The 21,265-nt window shown below is 33.2% G+C and carries 19 protein-coding genes; 9 read left to right on the forward strand and 10 right to left on the reverse strand.

Annotation, left to right across the window (positions count from 1 at the left end; all coding sequences use genetic code 11):
- Positions 1–8: 8 nt before the first annotated feature.
- From LL966_RS12640 to LL966_RS12655, 4 genes are all read left to right on the forward strand, one after another.
- Positions 9–1,826, forward strand: a complete 1,818-nt coding sequence (locus tag LL966_RS12640; RefSeq protein WP_229353683.1) for a LysM peptidoglycan-binding domain-containing protein — start codon at positions 9–11, stop codon at positions 1,824–1,826.
- Between the two features lie 47 nt (positions 1,827–1,873).
- Positions 1,874–2,842, forward strand: a complete 969-nt coding sequence (locus tag LL966_RS12645) for a DUF4837 family protein (protein WP_229353684.1) — start codon at positions 1,874–1,876, stop codon at positions 2,840–2,842.
- 166 nt (positions 2,843–3,008) lie between these two features.
- A complete protein-coding gene (locus LL966_RS12650; protein WP_229353685.1) occupies positions 3,009–3,650 on the forward strand; it encodes a DUF1579 domain-containing protein in 642 nt (213 codons plus the stop codon).
- Positions 3,651–3,827: 177 nt separating this feature from the next.
- The gene (locus LL966_RS12655; RefSeq protein WP_229353686.1) at positions 3,828–4,274 is read left to right on the forward strand and encodes a GNAT family N-acetyltransferase; all 447 of its coding nucleotides are present in this window, start codon (positions 3,828–3,830) and stop codon (positions 4,272–4,274) included.
- A gap of 7 nt (positions 4,275–4,281) precedes the next feature.
- On the opposite strand, the gene LL966_RS12660 is transcribed toward LL966_RS12655, so the two are convergent.
- The 4 genes from LL966_RS12660 to rnpA form a co-directional block, all read right to left on the reverse strand.
- The gene (locus LL966_RS12660) at positions 4,282–5,085 is read right to left on the reverse strand and encodes an OmpA family protein (RefSeq protein ID WP_229353687.1); all 804 of its coding nucleotides are present in this window, start codon (positions 5,083–5,085) and stop codon (positions 4,282–4,284) included.
- Positions 5,086–5,088: 3 nt separating this feature from the next.
- Entirely contained in the window at positions 5,089–6,726 is a 1,638-nt protein-coding gene (locus LL966_RS12665; RefSeq protein WP_229353688.1) for a S41 family peptidase, read from the reverse strand.
- Between the two features lie 2 nt (positions 6,727–6,728).
- Positions 6,729–7,538, reverse strand: coding sequence for a DUF4349 domain-containing protein (locus tag LL966_RS12670; RefSeq protein ID WP_229353689.1), 810 nt, complete (start codon positions 7,536–7,538; stop codon positions 6,729–6,731).
- 70 nt (positions 7,539–7,608) lie between these two features.
- Entirely contained in the window at positions 7,609–8,013 is a 405-nt protein-coding gene (gene rnpA, locus LL966_RS12675) for a ribonuclease P protein component (RefSeq protein ID WP_229353690.1), read from the reverse strand.
- Between the two features lie 125 nt (positions 8,014–8,138).
- On the opposite strand from rnpA, the gene LL966_RS12680 reads away from it, so the two are divergent.
- From LL966_RS12680 to LL966_RS12690, 3 genes are all read left to right on the forward strand, one after another.
- The gene (locus LL966_RS12680) at positions 8,139–8,885 is read left to right on the forward strand and encodes a lysophospholipid acyltransferase family protein (RefSeq protein WP_229353692.1); all 747 of its coding nucleotides are present in this window, start codon (positions 8,139–8,141) and stop codon (positions 8,883–8,885) included.
- Between the two features lie 45 nt (positions 8,886–8,930).
- Positions 8,931–9,923 (forward strand): acyl-ACP desaturase, encoded by a 993-nt coding sequence (locus LL966_RS12685; protein WP_229353693.1) that lies wholly within the window; start codon positions 8,931–8,933, stop codon positions 9,921–9,923.
- Positions 9,924–10,191: 268 nt separating this feature from the next.
- On the forward strand, positions 10,192–10,845 hold the full coding sequence (locus tag LL966_RS12690; RefSeq protein WP_229353694.1) for an HD domain-containing protein: 654 nt from the start codon (positions 10,192–10,194) through the stop codon (positions 10,843–10,845).
- 449 nt (positions 10,846–11,294) lie between these two features.
- Here the strand turns inward: LL966_RS12690 and feoB are convergent, their stop codons facing one another.
- From feoB to LL966_RS12715, 4 genes are all read right to left on the reverse strand, one after another.
- Entirely contained in the window at positions 11,295–13,394 is a 2,100-nt protein-coding gene (gene feoB, locus LL966_RS12700) for a ferrous iron transport protein B (protein ID WP_229353696.1), read from the reverse strand.
- A complete protein-coding gene (locus LL966_RS12705; protein WP_144216515.1) occupies positions 13,394–13,633 on the reverse strand; it encodes a FeoA family protein in 240 nt (79 codons plus the stop codon). The genes feoB and LL966_RS12705 overlap by 1 nt, the downstream gene beginning before the upstream one ends.
- Before the next feature lie 201 nt (positions 13,634–13,834).
- Positions 13,835–14,245 (reverse strand): lipocalin family protein, encoded by a 411-nt coding sequence (locus LL966_RS12710; RefSeq protein ID WP_229353697.1) that lies wholly within the window; start codon positions 14,243–14,245, stop codon positions 13,835–13,837.
- 155 nt (positions 14,246–14,400) lie between these two features.
- A complete protein-coding gene (locus tag LL966_RS12715) occupies positions 14,401–15,066 on the reverse strand; it encodes an SCO family protein (RefSeq protein ID WP_229353698.1) in 666 nt (221 codons plus the stop codon).
- A 225-nt stretch (positions 15,067–15,291) separates the two neighbouring features.
- Between LL966_RS12715 and LL966_RS12720 the strand changes: the two genes are divergently transcribed.
- On the forward strand, positions 15,292–17,349 hold the full coding sequence (locus tag LL966_RS12720; protein WP_229353700.1) for a M13 family metallopeptidase: 2,058 nt from the start codon (positions 15,292–15,294) through the stop codon (positions 17,347–17,349).
- Positions 17,350–17,516: 167 nt separating this feature from the next.
- On the forward strand, positions 17,517–19,577 hold the full coding sequence (locus LL966_RS12725) for a M13 family metallopeptidase (protein ID WP_229353702.1): 2,061 nt from the start codon (positions 17,517–17,519) through the stop codon (positions 19,575–19,577).
- A gap of 331 nt (positions 19,578–19,908) precedes the next feature.
- On the opposite strand, the gene LL966_RS12730 is transcribed toward LL966_RS12725, so the two are convergent.
- Together LL966_RS12730 and LL966_RS12735 are read right to left on the reverse strand one after the other, a co-directional pair.
- The gene (locus tag LL966_RS12730; RefSeq protein ID WP_229353704.1) at positions 19,909–20,307 is read right to left on the reverse strand and encodes a c-type cytochrome; all 399 of its coding nucleotides are present in this window, start codon (positions 20,305–20,307) and stop codon (positions 19,909–19,911) included.
- 10 nt (positions 20,308–20,317) lie between these two features.
- Complete coding sequence (locus LL966_RS12735; RefSeq protein ID WP_229353705.1) at positions 20,318–21,232, reverse strand: hypothetical protein; 915 nt, start codon at positions 21,230–21,232, stop codon at positions 20,318–20,320.
- Positions 21,233–21,265: the final 33 nt, after the last annotated feature.

Below are 21,265 nucleotides of genomic sequence, written 5' to 3' on the forward strand. Positions count from 1 at the left end.
AATGTTATATGATTGTAAGGAAATTATCATTAGTGGTTTCTGCTTTCTTTACGATGGCTGCCTTTTCACAAGAAACAGCATCGAATTTTGAAAGTAAGCCCGAAGTTAAGGTAACATATTTAGACTCTATAAAAAGTACATTCAAAAAAAATGAACTAGCTTCAAAAGTAGATAGTTTATGGATGAACGAATTAGTAAGTCTAGATATATATGAAGACCTGACCAAAGACATTCAAACTATCAACAAAGACGTTACGGTTGATGAAGAATTGCCAACAGAATTACTAAAACAGCGTTTGGCAGCAATGAATGAGAAATCACCTTTTGAGATTGAATACAATCAAGGTTTAGAAAATATAATAAAGTCATTTCTTAAGAACCGTAAAAAATCGTTTTCTCGATTAATGGCTTTATCAGAATATTATTTCCCAATCTTTGAGGAAGCTTTTGCCAAACAAAATGTTCCTTTGGAAATAAAATATTTAGCTGTTGTAGAATCTGCTTTAAATCCTAAAGCAGTTTCTAGAATGGGCGCCACGGGACTTTGGCAATTTATGTACGGAACCGGAAAACAATACGCTTTAAAAATCGATTCATATATCGATGAAAGAAGCGATCCTCTTAAAGCTACAGCTGCATGTTCTGAATACATGACCAAAATGTACAATATTTTTGGCGACTGGGAACTGGTTTTAGCTTCTTACAATTCAGGACCAGGAAATGTTACCAAAGCAATTCGTCGCTCTGGCGGAAAAACAAAATACTGGGATATTCGTAATTATCTTCCAAAAGAAACTCAAGGTTATGTGCCGGCTTTCTTGGCAACAATGTACCTTTTCGAATACCACAAAGAACACGGAATCAATCCGGAAAGAGCGGTTGTCAAAAACTTCGAAACGGATACGGTTTGTGTAAAAAATCAAATGTCTTTCAAACAGATTGCCGATTTATTAGATATGCCACAATCTCAAATTCAGCTTTTAAATCCTTCTTATAAAATGGGAGTTGTTCCGTTTTATCAAGGAGAACAGCATTTCATTCGTCTTCCAAAAGATAAAGTAGCAACATTTGTTTCTAATGAACCTCAGATTTATGCTTATGTTAAGCACGATTCTGAAATGAAATCTACTTCATCAAGATTAGCAGTAAAATATGCTCCAAAAGCAAAACCTGCAACAGCAAAACCTGCAGCTATCGAGAACAGTGATTTCGAATTTTATAAAGTTAGAAAAGGAGATAATTTAGGAGCAATTGCTTCTAAATACAATGTAAGCACGGCAGAACTAAAAAAATGGAATAATTTAAAAACAAATTCTGTTGCGATTGGAAGAAATCTGAAAATTAAAACTGACGAAGAAACTCATGTTAAATCTACTTCAATCATTGATAAAAGAGAAGAAGCTATTGCAGCAGCAGATGAAAAATCAAAGCCAGGAGCTGTTGATATGGATTACGTTGTGACAGCTGGAGATAATTTAGGTAGCATCGCAAAGAAATTCGGTACGACTATTGCGGAGTTAAAAGAACTTAATAATCTAACTTCAAATAATATTGGTTTAGGAAAAACTCTTATTATTTCGAAAGCAGCGATAATTATTGAAGAACCTGCTACAGTAACAACAGCAATTGCATCAAACTCGGTTGATTCATTTAAGAAAAAAGCAGTTTCTAAAAACGTTGGAGAAGATTATTACGTTAAAAAAGGAGACTCTTTATACAGTATTTCTAAAAAATATCCTGGAGTAACAATTTCAGATATTAAAAAATGGAATGGTATTAAAGATGAAGATATTAAACCGGGAATGAAACTTAAAATAAACGGATAAATACAAAATCTTATTTAAATTTGGGTTTTATTTCATAAATTAAGAAAATGAATAAAACCCATTTTTTATTGCTATTGCTTCCATTTTTTCTGATTTCGTGCTTTAAAGGCGAAAAACAAAACGAAACGGTTTCAGGAAAAACAAATACTATTTCGGTCATAATTGATGATCAGTTGTGGTATGGTGAAGTGGGTGATAGTATTCGAAATAAATTTGCTTCGCCAGTTCTTGGACTTACACAGGAAGAACCACTTTTTACCATCAATCAATATCCTGCTAGGCTATTAGAAGGCTTTGTTACCGATAGCCGAAGCATTATTGTGGTAAAAAAAGCACCAGTCGATAAATTCGAAATCATTCGAAACAAAGCTTTGCCGCACAATACTTTTCGCATTTACGGAAAATCTGTAGATGATCTTATCTGTAGTATCGAATTAAATTCTGCTCAAATTATAAAAGAAATTCACGACGCAGAAATCCAAAAAATTCAAGAAGACAATAGTACTTCGTTACTGAATAAAGCCATCATAAAGAATAAATTTCATATTAATATTCAAATACCGACGGGTTACGAATATATGCTTCACAAAAAGAAATTTATTTGGCTGAAAAAAGAAATCATTAGTGGAAACACTAGTTTATTGCTGTATCAGATTCCTCTTAACAACTTTAAAAAGAAAAAAGATGTCATAAATGCTATTGTAAAAATGCGCGATTCGGTTGGAAAATACATTCAAGGGCGCGAACAAAATACACAAATGATCACCAGTGAAGCGTATGCACCGTATTTTTCAAAAGTAGAATTAGACAACAAAGAAGCGTATGAAACAAAAGGAACTTGGGAATTAAAAAATGATTTTATGACAGGACCTTTTATTAATTATGCCATCTTAGACGAAACCTTCAATCGAGTTTTAGTAATCGAAGGATTCTGCTATTCTCCTTCACATCAAGAACGTGACTTAATGTTGCAGCTTGAAGCAATCATCAAAACAGTCAAAATCGATAAACGATAAGAAATCTTGTTTCGAGTTTGAAGTTTCAAGTTGATCTATAAGATAATAGCGTTCTTCTCGTAATCCTTTGTGAACTTTGCGGTTAAATAGCAAAGTATATAAAACCTGAAACTTGAAACAAAAAAATCCGTAACTTTATTCGTAACAAACATAAAAACAATTAGTTATGAAAAAAGTAACCACCGCATTAGCAATGATAACGTTGTGTTTTATTTCCTGTAAAAAAGAAGTAAAGACCGAAGTTACAACCGTTGCAGATTCTGTTGCCGTTAAAACGGAAGAACCACTTATTGAAGAACCGGTAGATTCTGCAGCACAAATGAAAGCTTGGCAAGAATACGCAACGCCTGGAAATCCGCATAAAATGATGGCAGACGAAGTTGGGACTTGGAACTGCGATATGACTTTCTGGTATGAACCAAATGGAAAACCAGAAAAAGCAAATTCTGTAGCCGTTATCAGAATGATTTTAGGAGGTCGTTATCAAGAATCAGATTATAAAGGAACCATGATGGGACAGCCTTTTGAAGGAAAAAGTACTTTAGCCTACAACAATGCCAGCGAAGAATATACCACAACTTTTATAGACAATATGGGAACTGGAATGATGGTTGCCATGGGAAAATACGATGAAAGTAAAAAGAGTATGGAATTCAAAGGAGAAATGGTAAATCCCGTTAATGGTAAAAAAACACCTTACCGAGAAGTGTATACGATTGTTGATCCAAAAACAAGAAAAATGGAAATGTACGATGTCAAAAATGGCTCAGAATATAAAAGCATGGAAATTGTAATGACAAAAAAATAGTTTTCTATTTAGAAACAAAGAAACAAAGAAACAAAGAAACAAAGTTGCAAAGGCACAAAGGCTTATTTCTAAGAGATATAGATTTGTGTCTTTTCGATTTATGTAAAAAACTTTATCACAGCTAAAAAATAATATAACTTAGTATCTTCGTGCCTTTGTGGCAAAAAACAAGGAAGAATGGAATTAGAATGGAAAATAAAGCCGTTTGAGGCATTAAATGTAAATGAGCTATATGATTTGCTCAAACTTAGAAGTGAAATCTTTGTAGTGGAGCAAAACTGTGTTTATTTGGATCTTGATGGCAAAGACAAAAAAGCTTTACACCTAATGGGAGAATATGAAGGCAAAATTGTTGCGTATTCGCGTTTATTCGATGCAGGAATTAGTTTTGATAACGCTTCAATCGGAAGGGTGGTTGTCGACGCGAATTACAGAGACAAAAAATGGGGACATGAATTAATGCAAGTCGCAATTGCTGAAATTAAATCCAATTTTGGAAAAGATAAAATAACAATTGGAGCGCAATTGTATTTAAAGAAATTCTACGAAAGCCACGGTTTTGTGCAGACGAGCGAAATGTATTTAGAGGATGATATTGAACACATTGAGATGATACGAGGCTAAAAAAGTTCTAGATAGCAGTAATCAGAAATTCTACCCGCCGATCATACTTATTACCTTTTTTCAGCGGATATTTATTCCCACATCCAATATAGGTCATACGGCTTTTGGAGATTTTTTTGGAAATTAAATAATGAAAAACCGTTTTGGCTCGATTCCAAGAAAGTCTTCTTTCTTTTGTATCTCGGTCGATGCCATCGCTGTAAATTTCTGGGGTACAGCAGACATGTCCACGAATTTCAAACTTTAGATTTTGATATTTTTGAAGTGTTACGGCAACTTTGTCCAGTTCTTTCTTTGCAATTTGAGTTAGTTTGGCACTTCCAATATTAAAAAGAATGGATTCCAGATAAACTCGATCTCCAACTTTTAATTGGTCTTTAAAGGACGCAACAACTCCTTTTCCTAATGGATCTTTCTTAACAACTATTAAATCGACCCGCCGATTAAGTAAACGGGTTTCGTTAAGATTTGCTACCGTATCATGCTGTAAAACAATTCGTCCTCTTCCCTCGAGAATTAGGATTTTACTTTTTTTGAATCCATAACCAACTAAAAGATTCTGGATTTTATTGGCTCGTTTATTCGATAATCTAAAATTGTACTGATCTGTTCCTCGGTCATCGCAATAGCCATAAATCTGTATAGACTGTACCTGAGAGGTGTCTATGTTTTTTATAAAGTCCGAAACAACATTTATCTGTTTGTCTGTTAAATCATACCTGTCAAATTCAAAATAAATGGTTTCAACAGGTTTTTGTTGCGCCGATACTGTATAAAATGAGAAAAGAAGTATGGCAAGATTTAACTTCATTCACTACATTTTTAAAATCGTTTTATATTCTGTTTGGTTATTTAATACACTAACTGCTCTTTTGATTTCCGAATTGTTTTTGATGTAAAACTGATACAAACCTTCTTGATATTGATATCTTTTAATCAATTCTTCCTGAATCATGTTTTTGATTTCTTTTTGGTTTTTATCCAATAAAGTAGTTTCACTTTTTTCTAAAGCTGCCAATAATTGCTGATATTCTGGAGCAATAGTTTCATCAATTTTTTCATTTTTTGCTGCCGCTAAAGTATTTCTCAGCGCCACTTCAGTTTCGGTATCAAAAGAGATTTTATTGGTTTTCAAAAATTGTTTGAAAGCAGTATAATCTGCATCTGAAATAGTGGGAATCTTATCTCCCAAATTCGGGTTTTTGTAATAATAAGTCGTTGCATAATCAAAAACACCATCGTTTTTAATTAAAGCCGTAGCAATCGGACTAGTTTTCGTTTCTTCTAGTTCAATATCTGGTAAAACACCTCCGCCATCATAAACCGTTCTTCCTTTTCTAGTTTTAAAAGCATTGAAATTCTTCGCATCGGTCTTTTGAGCAATTCCATTTTTGTCTTTATGCGCATAGTCCAAAGCTTGGATACATCTTCCAGAAGGTGTATAATATCTTGAAATTGTTACTTTTAATTGAGTTCCATAAGTCAAATCTACAGAACGTTGCACCAAACCTTTTCCGAAACTTCTGCTTCCAAGAACAACGGCACGATCCAAATCTTGTAAAGCGCCCGAAACAATTTCAGATGCCGAAGCACTTCTTCCGTTTACTAAAATAGCCAATGGAATTTGAGTATCAACTGGTTCTTTCTGAGTTTTATAAGTATTATTGTGTTTTTCGATGCGAGATTTAGTTGTTACAATAACTTCGTTTTTAGGTACAAACAAATTACAAATGTCAATCGCTTCGTTTAATAAACCTCCAGGATTTCCTCGTAAATCTAAAACGATTTGCGTTGCGCCGTCAGCTTTTAGTTTTTCAAGTGCTTCTTTTACTTCGTATGAAGCTTTTCTGCTAAAATGTGCCAAAACAATATATCCCGTTTTTTCATCGATTTTTCCGTAGAAAGGAACCGACTTGATATCCACTTCATCCAAAACCAAAACCGTCGTAAATGGTTTTCCTTGACGAAGATATTTGATATTGATTTTAGTGTTTTTTGTTCCTTTTAGTAATTGAGAAGCATCGTCTTTAAAATCGGCAATTAAAATGTCGCCAATTTGAATAATTTCATCACCCGCTTTTAATCCCGCTTTATCGGCTGGATAATTTTTATAAGGTTCACGAACAATTAAACGGTCTTTTTTTCTAGAAATTAAAGCGCCAATTCCGGTATATTCTCCAGTATTATTGATTTTGAAGTTAACAACATCCTGCTCGTTAAAGTAAACCGTGTACGGATCTAAACTTCCCAGCATGCTTTTGATGGCTTTATCCATCAAATCGCCCGGATTGGTTTCATCTACATAATTAGTGTTTACAGCTTTAAACAAAGTCGTAAAAATTTCGATCTGTTTGGCAATTTCAAAAAAATCTTCTTTAAAACTGGTTCCAACAAACAACATTCCCGCAGCAGCCACAGGTATAATAAATTTCTTTTTGAAATACGGATACATGATTATTCTTTTTTTCTTTTTAATCTTTTTCTAATAAAATAGGCGAATACAAAAAACAGGATGACAAATGGCCAAACGCTTAATAATGAAATAAATAAATCGGATAAACTGAAAAATCCAGATTTAATGGCGGTCCAAAGTTTGGAACCATATGATATTTTAACGCCTTCTTTTTGGGCAATTGTTTTATAAAATTCAATGGTAACGGTGCTCAAAGAAACTTGATTTTCTAAATATTTTAATTCCCCTTCTTTGGCTTCAATTTCTTCTCGAATCGCTGAAATCTGTTTTTCAATCTCTAAAATCTCACTGACTTTACTGGCTTTTTGTAAAATTTCAATATAACGATCTTCTAGTTTTTTCTTTGTTTTTAATCTGGAGGTGAGATCAATATATTGCGCCGTAACATCGGTAGCAGAAATGTCTTTACGTTCAAAAAACGAAACTCCTTTCGAAATGGCATTTATAAATAGATCGAAATTTTGACTTGGAACTTTAACCGTAATATTTCTGTATAAAGTATTATAATCTTTTCCTTCAGAATCATTTAAGATACTGCCTTGATTTGCTTTAATTGCGTTTTGGATTTGTTCAAAAGTCTTTTCGAGATCATCCGTTTCAAATTTAATAGAAGCATTTTTAATTATTTTCTTCGGTACGTTTGGCAGATCTAAACCTGCGCTTTTATTAGCAGGAGTTATTTGTGCCATCGTGATACCCAGATTTTCAGCTTTTGCTTCAGCGGAAGCTTCACTTTTAGTGCAAGCTGAAATAAATAAAAAGAAAATGGACAAGAAGAAAATAGATCGCATAAAATTTCAATTTAAATCTAAAACTACGATTTTTTTGTCTAATTTGATTATTAATCTTACGTTTTGAGTTTTACGATTCTATTTTCTGTTCAGAATCGGGAGTTTTATTGATTTGAAGTGAAAATTTCTCAAACAATTGAATCATTTTGGTATTGATTTCTTCGTAAGATAATCGGTCTTTGGTCTGATAAAAAAGCATTATCGAATAGTTTTGATCGAGATTATCCAAAAGTAAATGTTTGTTTAAACGATAGGTTTCTCTCAAAACCCTTTTGAAGTAATTTCGATCAACTGCTTTCTTGAAATATTTCTTCGAAACCGAAACGCCAATCTTGGTTCCTTCTTCTGAATTTTCTTCCGCTTGACGGTAAACCAAACGAAGCGGATATTTAGATACCGATTTACCATCAGAAAATAATAATCCAATAATGGTTTTGCTTTTTAAACGCTCGTTTTTAGGGTAATTGAAGTTCATTTAATTCAGAAAAAATTTGCAAATTTTGCTACAAAGGTACAATTAAACCAGAAAAACGGTTATTGTTTTTAATTTTAATAAGTCTAAAAATATATTTATTACTTTTGCGCATTAATTTTTGAAGCATGGAAAAAATTATATCTTATCCAATATCGGTAATTTACTATTTATTATTTGGTTTGTGTTTGGCTGTTTTTCATCCCATTCAATGGATTTGTTTAAATGTTTTTGGTTACCAGGCTCACAAAAAAAGTGTTGATTATTTAAACTTCTGCCTATTAAAATGTACAAATCTTGTTGGAACAAGGTATACAATTGAAAATCGAGAGACTATTCCGCAAGGAGTTCCAATCATTTTCGTGGCAAATCATCAAAGTATGTACGATATCGTGGCAATGATTTGGTACTTTAGACGTTTTCATTGTAAATTTGTAAGTAAGAAGGAATTAGGCAGCGGAATTCCGAGTGTTTCTTTTAATTTGAAATACGGCGGATCTGTCTTAATTGACCGAAAAGACCCTAAACAAGCGATACCAGTTATCAAAGGCTTGTCTGAATATATCGAAAAAAACACAAGATCTGCCGTTATTTTTCCAGAAGGAACAAGAAGTAAGACAGGAAAACCAAAAGAATTCGCTCAAAGCGGCTTAAAAATTCTATGCAAATATGCGCCATCTGCATATGTTGTACCGGTAAGTATTAATAATTCTTGGAAAATGGTAAAATTTGGTTTTTTTCCTGTTGGTTTAGGAAATCACCTGAAATTTACAGCGCATAAAGCCTTGGCTGTCAAAGATTATAAATTTGATGAGCTGATGGAGATTACTGAAAAAGCAGTTAAAGAAGGAATAAATGAGTATAAACAGGTTTAAGTTTTGGTGCGAGCTAAAACGTACAACCCAAATCTATAATAAGTAATGTCTATAAAAAACATTAGATTAGAAGTAATGCAGTTTTTGGAGAAAAACGTGGATAGCTTCGTTGAACAGTATTTAATTCCAGTGGAAAAAATTTGGCAGCCGTCGGATTTTCTACCTAATTCTGAAGGAGAAAATTTCTTTGAAGAGGTAAAAGAATTACGCGAAATTGCTAAAGAACTTCCATATGATTTCTGGGTTACACTTGTTGGTGATACAATCACTGAAGAGGCTTTACCTACATATGAATCTTGGTTAATGGATGTCGAAGGCGTAAACCAAGTAGAAAATGGTGGAAACGGTTGGTCTAAATGGATCCGTCAATGGACCGGAGAAGAAAACCGCCACGGAGATCTTTTGAATAAATACTTGTATTTGTCTGGTCGTGTGAATATGCGTGAAATCGAAATGACAACACAGCACTTAATCAACGACGGTTTTGATATTGGAACTGGATCTGACCCATACAAAAACTTTGTATACACTAGTTTTCAGGAATTAGCAACTTACGTTTCTCACAATAGAGTTTCGCAGATCGCAAAGAAATTTGGCGATAACAAGTTGTCTAAAATGTGTAAAATGATTGCAGGTGATGAAATGCGTCATCACCACGCATACAGCGAATTTGTTACTAGAATTTTCCAAGTTGATCCAAGCGAAATGATGTTGGCTTTTCAATATATGATGAAGCAGAAAATCGTGATGCCAGCGCACTTCTTGAGAGAATCTGGACAAAAAATAAGCACTGCTTTTGAGCAATTCTCAGATTCAGCGCAACGTATCGGAGTTTATACAGCTAATGATTATGTTGATATTATGCAGAAATTAATCACTAAATGGGAAGTTGATAAAATCACCAATTTGACTGATGAAGCAGAAAAAGCACGTGATTACTTAATGAAATTACCAGCTCGTATGGCTAAAATCTCAGAAAGAATTGTAATTCCGCAAGAATCGCACATCTTTAAATGGGTTGAACCAGCTAGATTGTAGATTTTAGATTTCTGATTTTAGAGTTTAGGTATGTGATTTGTGAAGCTTGTCCTCCTGAGCGAAGTCGAAGGATCTCATGCTAAATCAATACTATATGTCCTTCGACTTCGCTCAGGAAGACATAAAAACGAGAATTTGAAATTTTAGATTTTTCATTAAAAGCAACAATGTTGCTTTAGTATAAATTAAAATATATTTGTTGATTGTTGAAGGCTTTAAGTCTTTGATAATCAACATTTTTTTATAAAATGTAATTAAAAATAATTGGATGAGTGCTTCAGAATTAATTATTAAAACAATTGTTTTCGTAAAAGAAAAACTAAACGATGCCGAAGGCGGACACGATTGGTTTCATATCGAACGTGTTTATAAAAACGCACTTTTGATTGCAAAAGATACGGACTGCGACACTACAGTTGTGCAATTGGGCGCTTTACTGCATGATATTGCAGACAGTAAATTTCATAACGGTGATGAAACTATTGGGCCAAAAACAGCAAGAGCTTTTTTAGAAGCTCAAAATGTTTGTGAGGATATAATAGCTCATGTGGTCAATATCATTGAAAATATCTCTTATAAAGGCGGAAATTTCGAAAAGAAGTTCTCTTCTGTCGAATTGGATATTGTACAAGATGCGGATCGTTTGGATGCAATTGGAGCAATTGGAGTCGCAAGAGCGTTTAATTATGGCGGATTTAAAAACAGGGCTTTATATAATCCAGAAATTGCGCCGGTTACCAATATGACAAAAGAAGAGTATAAAAAGAACAATGCACCAACGATTAATCATTTCTATGAAAAGCTCTTACTTTTAAAAGATAAAATGAATACCGAAAAAGGAAAAGAAATCGCTGCCGAAAGACACCGTTTTATGGAATCTTTTCTAGCTCAGTTTTATGCAGAATGGGAAGGGGTGGAATAATCTTAATGGTATTTCATCATAAAGTAAACCAGTAAGGAAGCACTTGTAAAACCTAATGTAAACCATAATAATCGGGCAACTCTATTGTCTCGAATTATTTCTGTTTTATTTCTATTGGCCATTTCAATTAATTTTAGGCATCAAAAGTAGCTTTCAAAAAATATACAAATAATCTATCTAGGTTTAAAAAATAACATAAAAAGACATTTTTTGAAGAATAAAAAAGCTTCACACGAATTTAAAATTCATGTGAAGCTTTTTTATTGGTATTTTTAAACCTTAATACCTCAGAATCTCAGCACCTTAGAACCTTGCAACTAAGAACATCCACAATCAGTTCCATTACCGCAGTCTTTTTTCTTTTTCGATTTAAAGAAAAACTTTTTAATCAAAAAAGCAACGGCTAGTCCTAATATTATAAAGGCTATAATTTCTTGAAACATAACTTTTTATTTTAAAAGTTGATACGCAATTAATGCAGCAAAATAAGCCAATCCGCTCATGAAAACTAACTGCATTGCTGGCCATTTCCATGAATTGGTTTCTTTTTTAGTAATTGCTAATGTACTTGCACATTGCATCGCAAAAGCATAAAATAACAAAAGAGAAATTCCTGTTGGAAAATCAAAGACTTTCTTTCCTGTTTCTGGGTGAACTTCTGCCTGCATTTTACTTTTTATGGTTGATTCATTATCAGAATCTCCGACACTATAAATAGTTGCCAAAGTTCCAACAAAAACTTCACGTGCTGCAAACGAACTAATTAGCGCAATACCAATTTTCCAATCGTAACCGAGAGGCTCAATAACTGGTTCTATGGCGTGCCCCATTAATCCTATATATGAATTTTCTAGTTTTTGAGAATTGACTTCATTTTCAAACTGAGTTTCATCTAAAGTTGTATTTGCAAATCTCTCTTTTACGATATTTTCGGCATCATTAAATTCTTTTCCAGGACCGTAAGAAGCTAAAAACCAAAGAATAATGGAAATTGCAAGAATGATCTTTCCAGCTCCAGCAATAAATGCTTTCGTTTTTTCTACTACATTGATTCCGACATTTTTAAAAAGCGGCATTTTATAACTTGGCATTTCAACCACAAAATAGGTCTTAGATTCCAATTTTAGAACTTTATTTAAAATATAAGCAGATAAAATTGCTGCAAAAAAGCCTAAAACATACAAAGCCATTAAGGTCAAACCTTGAACATTCAGAAATCCAAAAATGCGTTTGCTAGGAACAACAAGAGAAATTATAATAGCATAAACGGGTAATCTTGCAGAACAAGTGGTGAACGGCGTTACTAAAATAGTAATCAGACGTTCTTTCCAGTTTTCTATATTTCTTGTTGCCATGATTGCAGGAATTGCACATGCAGTTCCTGAAATTAATGGCACGACGCTTTTTCCTGAAAGCCCAAATCGGCGCATGATTTTATCCATTAAAAAGACCACGCGACTCATATAACCACTTTCTTCCAAAATCGAAATAAACAAGAACAACACGGCAATTTGTGGAATGAAAATAACAACTCCGCCAATTCCTGGAATAATTCCCTGCGAAAGTAAATCAGTCAAAATTCCACTCGGCAATTCTTCTGCAACCCAGCTGCTTAATGAAGCAAAAGTACTGTCGATGAAATCCATTGGAATCGTTGACCAGCTAAAAATCGATTGGAATATTAAAAATAAAATCGCAAAGAAAATAAGGTAACCAAAAACTTTATGAGTTAAAACGCGATCTAGTTTAGCACGAATGTCTTTTGCCATTGAGGCATCAATCTTTAAACCTTCTTTTAAAACATCATTTATAAATTGATATCTTTTGATGGTTTCTTTTTGCTGTAAGCGCTTTAATTCTGAATGTGATTTGGTAAATGTGCTTCGAACTTCATTTCGATCCAAATTAGAAAAATTGACATCTTGCGTAATAACAAGCCACAATTTGTACATTAATTGATTTGGAAAAGCGTGCTGTAACTTCTGAAAATATTCAGGATCAATTACAGAAGCATTTAGACATGGTTCGTGCGGAATGGTTTTATAAGAAACAATAAGTTCTTTTAATTGATCAATTCCTAAACCTTTTCTTGAACTTACTAAAGCAATTTTAGTTTTTAATTTTTCTTCTAAGTACGGAATGTCAAGGGTAATTCCTTTTCTTTCCATACGATCCGACATATTAATCACTAAAATCGTCGGAATTTCAAGATCTTTTATTTGGGTGTAAATCAGTAAGTTTCTTTTCAGATTTTCAACATCTGTTACTACAACTGCTACATCCGGATATAATTTATCGTTTTTATTTAATAAAAGTTCAATAACAACGCTTTCGTCCATCGAACTTGCATTCAAACTATACGTTCCAGGTAAATCAAGAATATTTGCTTTTACGTTATTGGGTAATTTACAGAAACCCATTTTCTTTTCAACCGTAATTCCAGGATAATTTCCAACTTGCTGATTAAGACCCGTTAATTGATTAAAAACAGAAGTTTTTCCGGTATTTGGGTTTCCGATAAGGGCAACATTAATATTCTGAACGCTCATTATAAATTGTTTTGGATAAGTTCAACTTCAATTTCACGAGCCGTTTCAATACGAATTGCAACATGCGAACCGTTTATGTCTAAATATAAAGGATCGCCAAAAGGAGCAACCTGCAGCAATTCAACTAAGCTACCCGGCAGACAACCCATTTCTAATAATTTAAGTGGAATAAGATCGATATCAAAATCTTTGATAATGGCTTTTTCGCCTTTTTTCAGAGTGTGTATTGTATTTTGCAAGCTTATTTAGATTGAATTTAGATTGCAAAAATAGGTAATTATTATATATTTATGGGCATTTAATGCTTACACAAATGCTAAATGTTTCTAAAAATAAGGGATTAACCAAAGAAAAGGCAGTTTTAAAATCTTAATTTAGAAAATAAGCTATCCGTGTTAAAGATTTCAAAAATAGATTTCTAATAAATAATGCTTTAAAAACTATTTGATTTTTTTTAATTTATAAGTGCATTCTTCAATACAATTACTCGGATTGAGAAAAAGAGTATTGTTTTCTACTCGAAAATATCTTGTCAGTTTGCCTGCAGAATTTTCAAGGCCTGTGTTAAAATTGTCGCAATCATAGTCCAGCTCTAATATATTTCCATCTGTTGTAAAGTGGCCTGTAGAGCATTCTGAAAATTGCGTTGAGGTAAAAGTACTATCGGCATTAAAAGTGTATTGTTCGCCGTTTTTTACTAATTTCCATTTTGTATCAAGTCCGCCATCACTGATTTTGGCTTGAGTTAATCTCCAAGTGCCTATAATCGAAGTATTTTTAATGGAATTTTCGTCGCGATCACAACTAATAAATAAACAGGAAAATAAAATGGTTAGAAATAGCGATTTCATAATTTTAATGTTTTAGTTAGTAATGCTACGTTGCCGTTTTACATTATAAATCAAAATTTAAAATTATAAAAAAAATCGCACAATTATACAAAAAAACATTAAGAATTGTTTTTAATTTATCCTTACTATGTTTTAAATGAGATAGGAAAGGGATTTTACTCTTGAGAAAGGAAATCAATATCTTCTAAAAGACGTTTTATATCTTCTTTATTTGTTCCGTCGTAAAAACCTCGAACACGGCGTTTTTGATCGACTAAAACAAAATTCTCCGTATGTACCATATCATAAAGCTGATCTGGTCTTCCTAATTTAACAGCCAAATACGATTTTCTAGCCATTGAATAGATTTCTTTTTTATCTCCCGTAACCAAATTCCATTTACTATCTACAACGCCATATTTAATGGCATATGCTTTTAAAACGGAAACACTGTCTACTTCAGGAAAAACGGTATGAGAAAGCAGCATTACTTTAGGATTATTTAAAACTGCCTTCTGAACATCAACTAAATTGGTTGACATTTTTGGGCAGATCGATCCGCAGGTTGTAAAGAAGAAATCTGCAACATAGATCTTCCCTTCGTAATTTTTCTGTGTAATGGTATCGCCATTTTGGTTAACAAATGAAAAATCTGCAATTGTGTGGTATTTGCTTTTATATTGAACGGTACTATCCACTAATTCAGGATTTACATCGGCTGGATTGTAAATAGGAAGTGTCTTTTTAGGTTTTAATGCAGAATAAAACAGAGATATCGTAACAACCGAAAATACTATTAAAACAATAAAGAATTTACGGTACTTGTATAAAAGCGATTTCATAAAAATAATTTGGCGCAAAAATACAAAAAGCAGATTTTAAAAACTTTACTGGAATATTTTTTTAACAGCCTTTTGTAACATTTACATCGAATAGTTGTCTAATGATTTAATTTTAAATTTCGAATTGTGAAATTTGTACGTCTTTTTGACTTTACAGTTAGAATTTTAACATAATTTCAAGATAATAACAATATGTTTGTATTTTCCCTTAAACACTAAATTTTTATGAAAAAACAATTTGCTAAACCTGTGTTTGGTGTTTTATCTGCAATGTTTTCGTTGACAGTAGCTCAGGCACAAAACGCTCCTAAAGAACCAGGTATCAATGTATCTTACATGGATACAAAAGTAAAACCAAGTGAGGACTTTTTTAAATATGTAAACGGAACTTGGTTGGATAAAACTGAAATTCCTAGCGATAGAACAACTTGGGGAAGTTTTAATGAACTGATCAAAAGAACGGACAAAGATGTAATGGCAGTTTTAAAAGAAGCTTCTAAAAACCCGAAATACAAATCGAATACAGATCAGGGAAAAGCGGTTAATTTATTCAATACTTATTTAGATTCTGTTGGAAGAAATAAAAGAGGAATTGAGCCTTTAAAACCGTACTTGAAAAAAATCGATGCTATTAAAAATATTGCTGATGTTCAGAAATATTTAGTAGAAATGGAAAAAGAAGGTGGTGGTGGATTTTTCGGAATTTACATTGGCGCTGACGACAAAAACAGTTCTAAAAATTCTATAAACCTTGCTCCAAGCAGTCTTGGACTTTCAGATAAAGATTATTACATTTCTGATGATAAGGATTCTAAAGAAAAACGTGCTAAATATGAATTGCACGTAGCAAGAATGCTTCAATTTATTGGAGAATCTCCAGAAAAAGCAAAACAAAGTGCGGCTTCAATTTTAGCTTTAGAAACAGAATTATCTAAACCAAGATTGAACAGAGTTGAAAGAAGAGACAGCCGTTTGCAATACAATCCGATGACAATTGCTGAAATTCAGAAATTGACTCCGGCAATTAAATGGAACGAATATTTTGCAGGTTTAGGAATCGCTAAAGTAAATGAAGTGATTGTTTCTGAACCTAAATATATGACAGCGCTACAAACTGTTTTCTCAGAAAACAAAGTAGAACAATGGAAAGAATATTTAAAGTGGGATTTGCTTAATGGTGCTGCTAGCCAATTAACAACAGATCTTGATCAAGCTAATTTCGATTTTTATAGCAAAACATTAAGAGGCGCAATTAAACAGCTTCCTGCTGAAGAAAGAGCATTAAATGTGGTTAACGGAACAGTTGGTGAGGCTCTTGGAAAACTGTATGTTGAAAAAGTTTTTCCTGCTGAAGCTAAAACTAAGGCTGTTGACATGATTCATAATGTGATTACGGCGTACCAAAACCGTATTAACAATTTAAGCTGGATGTCTAAAGATACTAAGGCAAAAGCAATTGAAAAGCTGAACAAGATTACGATTAAAGTGGGATATCCTGATAAATGGAAAGACTACTCGGCTCTTGAGATTAAAAGTGTTGCAGAAGGTGGAAGCTATTTTGAAAACACTAAAAACTTAGCCAAATGGAACTTTAAGAAAAGCGTGGATAAATTGCCTAAACCAGTTGATAAAACAGAATGGCATATGTCTCCTCAAACGGTAAATGCTTATTACAATCCGTCTTACAACGAAATTGTATTTCCAGCTGCAATCTTACAACCGCCTTTCTACAATTATCAAGCTGACGAAGCGGTTAATTATGGTGGAATCGGAGCCGTAATCGGACACGAAATCTCTCACGGTTTTGACGATTCTGGAGCTCGTTACAATGCTGATGGAAATTTAGTTGACTGGTGGACAGAAGAGGACTTAAAACAATTTACAGCTTTAGGAACTGCTTTAGCAAATCAATACAGTGCACTTGAGCCATTGCCAGGAGTACACGTTGACGGTAATTTTACTTTAGGTGAAAACATTGGAGATTTAGGTGGAATTAATGCAGCTTACGATGGTCTGCAATTGTACTTAAAAGAAAAAGGAAATCCAGGTTTAATTGATGGATTTACACCTGAACAGCGTTTCTTTATTTCGTGGGCGACGGTTTGGAGAACAAAAACTAGAGATGAAGCTATCAAAAATCAAGTAAAAACAGATCCGCACTCTCCTGGAATGTACAGAGCTTATGTGCCAATTCAGAATGTCGATGCTTTCTACAATGCTTTCAATATTAAGAAAGGTGATAAAATGTATGTTGAACCAGAAAAACGAGTTAAAATCTGGTAATCAAAATATAAAATATAAAAACGGCGCTTATTTAGCGTCGTTTTTTGATTTCTGGCAATTCGATAAAAAATGTCTAATATTTTTTTAGATTAATTATTCGAAAATTTTAACATAGAGTTAGAAATAATAACAATATGTTTGTAAATATACTAAAACACTAAATAAAAATGATTAAAAAGCTTTCTAAACCTATGTTTTGTGTGGTTTCTGCAATGTTTTCGTTAACAGCAGTACAAGCACAAAATGCAAAGCCAAAGGAACCGGGAATTAATGTTTCTAACATGGATCCTAAAGTTAGTGCAAATCAGGATTTTTTCCGTTATGTAAACGGTTCTTGGTTAGATAAAACAGAAATTCCAAGTGACCGTAATTCTTGGGGAAGTTTTAATGAACTTCGTCAAAAGACCGATAATGATGCGCTTGCTATTTTAAAAGCCGCTTCAAAAGATCCGAAGTATAAATCAAATACAGATCAGGGTAAAGCAATTGCTTTATTCAATACTATTTTAGATACTGTTGGAAGAAATAAAAGAGGAGTTGCACCGCTTCAGCCTTATTTGAAGAAAATCGATGCTATTAAAAATGTTGCAGATCTTCAGAATTATATTACTGAAATGCAGCTTGCTGGTGGTTCTGGTTTCTTTGGAGTATATGTAGGAGCTGATGCTAAAAACAGTAATAAAAATTCGGTAACATTAAGTCCAGGTGGTTTAGGATTATCGGATAAAGATTATTACAACTCAGACGACAAAGATTCTAAAGAAAAACGTGAAAAATATGAAGAACACGTTGCAAGAATGTTACAATACATTGGAGAATCGCCTGCAAAAGCAAAAGAAAGTGCGAAACAGATCTTAGCTTTAGAAGTTGAAATGTCTGCACCAAGATTAGACCGTGTGGAGAGAAGAGACAGAAGAAAACAATACAATCCAACAGCTGTTGCTGATTTGAAAAAAAACACACCTTCTATTCAATGGGAAAAATATTTCACAGGAATTGGAATGGCAAAATTAGATACTGTAAACGTTGCACAGCCTCGTTATATGATTGCTTTAGAAAAGACTTTTACAGAAAAGAAAGTAGAAGCTTGGAAAGAATATTTGAAATGGTCGCTTTTAAATAAAACGGCTTCAACTTTAACGACAGATATTGAAAATGCAAACTTCGATTTTTACGGAAAAACATTAACAGGAGCTTTAAAACAGCGTCCTCGTGAAGAAGTAGCTTTACAAGTAATCAACGGAGCAACAGGAGAAGCTTTAGGAAAATTATATGTAGAAAAATTATTTCCTGCTGAAGCAAAAGCAAAGGCAAAAGACATGATTGCGAATGTAATGCTAGCTTATGAAAACAGAATCAATGCTTTACCTTGGATGTCTAAAGAGACAAAAACGAAAGCTATTGAGAAACTAAACAAATTGACCGTTAAGATTGGTTATCCGGATAAATGGAAAGATTATTCTAAATTAGAACTTAAAAATGTAAATGAAGGCGGTACTTATTTTGATAATATGAAAAATCTATCAAAATGGGCGTATGCAGAAAACTTGGCTAAATTAGGTAAACCAGTTGATAAAACAGAGTGGGGAATGTCACCGCAAACGGTTAATGCTTATTTCAATCCTTCTTACAACGAAATTGTATTCCCTGCAGCGATTTTGCAACCGCCTTTCTACAATTATCAAGCTGACGAAGCGGTAAATTATGGTGGAATTGGAGCTGTAATCGGACACGAAATCTCTCACGGTTTTGATGATTCTGGAGCGCGTTACAATGCTGACGGAAATTTAGTTGATTGGTGGACACCAGAAGACTTAAAACAATTTACAGCTCTTGGAGGACAGTTGGCTGCGCAATACAGCGCTTTAGAACCGCTTCCAGGGATCTTTGTAGACGGTAAATTTACATTAGGTGAAAACATCGGAGATTTAGGTGGTACTAATGCTGCTTACGATGGTTTACAATTGTATTTGAAAAAACACGGAAATCCAGGTCTAATTGACGGATTTACTCCAGAACAGCGTTTCTTTATTTCTTGGGCAACGGTTTGGAGAACAAAATCTCGTGACGAAGCTATTAAAAGTCAAGTTAAAACAGATCCGCACTCTCCAGGAATGTACAGAGCGGTTGTGCCAATTAAAAACTTAGATTCTTTTTACCAAGCTTTCGGAATCAAAAAAGGAGATCCGATGTATTTAGAACCTGAAAAAAGGGTTAAAATCTGGTAATTTTTAATGAATTATAAAAAAAGGCTGTTTCACAAAGTTGAGACAGCCTTTTTTATTTAATACATTTTTTGTTCCGAAGGAACATTTCGTCGGTAGCATAAAATCATATTTGTTTCCCGTTTACGTTCTGTAGTAACGTTTGATTTTGATATTTTTTTTTATAATCTAATTTGCCTCAAACGTTCCTACGGAACGTAAATCTGCTGGATATTATTTTTACCTACCCACGAAACATTCCTACGGACTGAAAATCAAATGCGAAACAATAAATAATACACAGCAAAAAGGGCTGTCTCAAACTGAGACAGCCCTTTTATATTGTAAAAGCCAATTATTTTAAGTGACTATAAATGTAAGTTTCAATAGCTTTCAATTCTTCATCAGACATTTCTTTTGTAATGGCAAAATTGGTCTGCATTACTGCAAATTGACTCGGATCTACAATTGGTTCGGCATTTCCTTTTAAGAAATTAACCATATTACCATTTTTATCTTTATAGATTTTGGCAATTTCTTTAATGCTTGGCCCAATCACTTTTTGATCTGGCTGATGGCATGCAAAGCAATTTCCTGTTCCTTCAAAAAGTTGTTTTCCTAATTCTTCTGGTGTTTTGGCTTTCGCCGATTCTCCTTCAGAATATGTTTCGTTTGTCTGATCTGTTTTTTCAGAACCCTCTTTTTTACAAGAGGCAAAAGCTAAAACAGCAGCTAAAAATACTGCTTTATTCATATTTTATTTATTATTTCATGGCTTCAAATTTGTAGCCATTGAATAGTAATTTTGCTACAATTTGTTTTTCTAGTAAATCTTTATCTCCTTTAGAAAATGAAAGATTAATTTTTTCAGTGTCAGTAAGAGTTCCTTTTAAAGGGAAATATTTATTATCTGCTGTAATTATTTCGTCTTTAATGTTTTTACCCGTTTTAGGATTAGCATAACCTGTTTTAGTAGCATACCATCCGCCAACTTCTCTTGTTTTTACTTGTTCTCTATTGTTATTATCTATAGTTGTAAATACTGAATTTACCATGTAAACTAAACTTGGCGGCCAGTTAGGCATAAATGTAATATTTTGTTTTACTACATTTCCAATTCTTACATAATCTTCAGCCATTCCGTTTTCTTTTAAAACTTCCTGTTTTTGGTAAATAACTCCGTCTGTTACTTTTATTTTTAAAGCTGCCATAGCATCCGCTTCAATTTTTAACTGATCAACCGTTTTTTGATTGGCATCTGCAATTACTTTTTGAATATCAGTTGGTGTTCCGTTTATAAATTCTAAAACGCCTTTTTCATCAATTCCTGCAGAACTGATAAATTTATATTTGTCGTTACAAACACTGGCAACAATTGTTTTTTGAAAACTTAAACCTTGATCTTTACCATAGTCAATTACTTCATTTGTTTTACTGTTGCTTAAATCAGTAAGTACAGACCAGTAAAGAGTAGACCCGTCAAGCATTAAAGCACTTTTTCTTTCAATTGAAAAGATAGGTCTGCTGTCTAAAGACAAGATTTTGTAATTTACTTTTACTTTGTCCAGAATGGCAACCTCGGTTCCATCAATGCTAATTTTGTCTTTTTTAAATTTAATGTCTTGTGCCACTGAGGTTAAGCCAGTAACCATCATTAAAGAAAGTAATAGATTTTTCATATATTATAGTTTAGATTTGTTGCGCTAAAATAT

The organism is Flavobacterium chungbukense (assembly GCF_020805785.1).
In the GTDB taxonomy this organism is placed as follows: Bacteria; Bacteroidota; Bacteroidia; order Flavobacteriales; family Flavobacteriaceae; genus Flavobacterium; species Flavobacterium chungbukense.

Excerpts from the sequence above, each read along its gene's own strand:
- LL966_RS12650 (WP_229353685.1), top strand. The coding sequence starts at position 3,009 with ATGAAAAAAGTAACCACCGCATTAGCAATGATAACGTTGTGTTTTATT.
- LL966_RS12730 (WP_229353704.1), bottom strand. The coding sequence starts at position 20,307 with ATGAATAAAGCAGTATTTTTAGCTGCTGTTTTAGCTTTTGCCTCTTGT.
- feoB (WP_229353696.1), bottom strand. The coding sequence starts at position 13,394 with ATGAGCGTTCAGAATATTAATGTTGCCCTTATCGGAAACCCAAATACC.
- LL966_RS12640 (WP_229353683.1), top strand. The coding sequence starts at position 9 with ATGATTGTAAGGAAATTATCATTAGTGGTTTCTGCTTTCTTTACGATG.
- LL966_RS12715 (WP_229353698.1), bottom strand. The coding sequence starts at position 15,066 with ATGAAATCGCTTTTATACAAGTACCGTAAATTCTTTATTGTTTTAATA.
- LL966_RS12685 (WP_229353693.1), top strand. The coding sequence starts at position 8,931 with ATGTCTATAAAAAACATTAGATTAGAAGTAATGCAGTTTTTGGAGAAA.
- LL966_RS12660 (WP_229353687.1), bottom strand. The coding sequence starts at position 5,085 with ATGAAGTTAAATCTTGCCATACTTCTTTTCTCATTTTATACAGTATCG.
- LL966_RS12670 (WP_229353689.1), bottom strand. The coding sequence starts at position 7,538 with ATGCGATCTATTTTCTTCTTGTCCATTTTCTTTTTATTTATTTCAGCT.
- LL966_RS12645 (WP_229353684.1), top strand. The coding sequence starts at position 1,874 with ATGAATAAAACCCATTTTTTATTGCTATTGCTTCCATTTTTTCTGATT.
- LL966_RS12720 (WP_229353700.1), top strand. The coding sequence starts at position 15,292 with ATGAAAAAACAATTTGCTAAACCTGTGTTTGGTGTTTTATCTGCAATG.
- LL966_RS12665 (WP_229353688.1), bottom strand. The coding sequence starts at position 6,726 with ATGTATCCGTATTTCAAAAAGAAATTTATTATACCTGTGGCTGCTGCG.
- LL966_RS12725 (WP_229353702.1), top strand. The coding sequence starts at position 17,517 with ATGATTAAAAAGCTTTCTAAACCTATGTTTTGTGTGGTTTCTGCAATG.
- rnpA (WP_229353690.1), bottom strand. The coding sequence starts at position 8,013 with ATGAACTTCAATTACCCTAAAAACGAGCGTTTAAAAAGCAAAACCATT.
- LL966_RS12710 (WP_229353697.1), bottom strand. The coding sequence starts at position 14,245 with ATGAAATCGCTATTTCTAACCATTTTATTTTCCTGTTTATTTATTAGT.
- LL966_RS12735 (WP_229353705.1), bottom strand. The coding sequence starts at position 21,232 with ATGAAAAATCTATTACTTTCTTTAATGATGGTTACTGGCTTAACCTCA.
- LL966_RS12690 (WP_229353694.1), top strand. The coding sequence starts at position 10,192 with ATGAGTGCTTCAGAATTAATTATTAAAACAATTGTTTTCGTAAAAGAA.
- LL966_RS12680 (WP_229353692.1), top strand. The coding sequence starts at position 8,139 with ATGGAAAAAATTATATCTTATCCAATATCGGTAATTTACTATTTATTA.
- LL966_RS12655 (WP_229353686.1), top strand. The coding sequence starts at position 3,828 with ATGGAATTAGAATGGAAAATAAAGCCGTTTGAGGCATTAAATGTAAAT.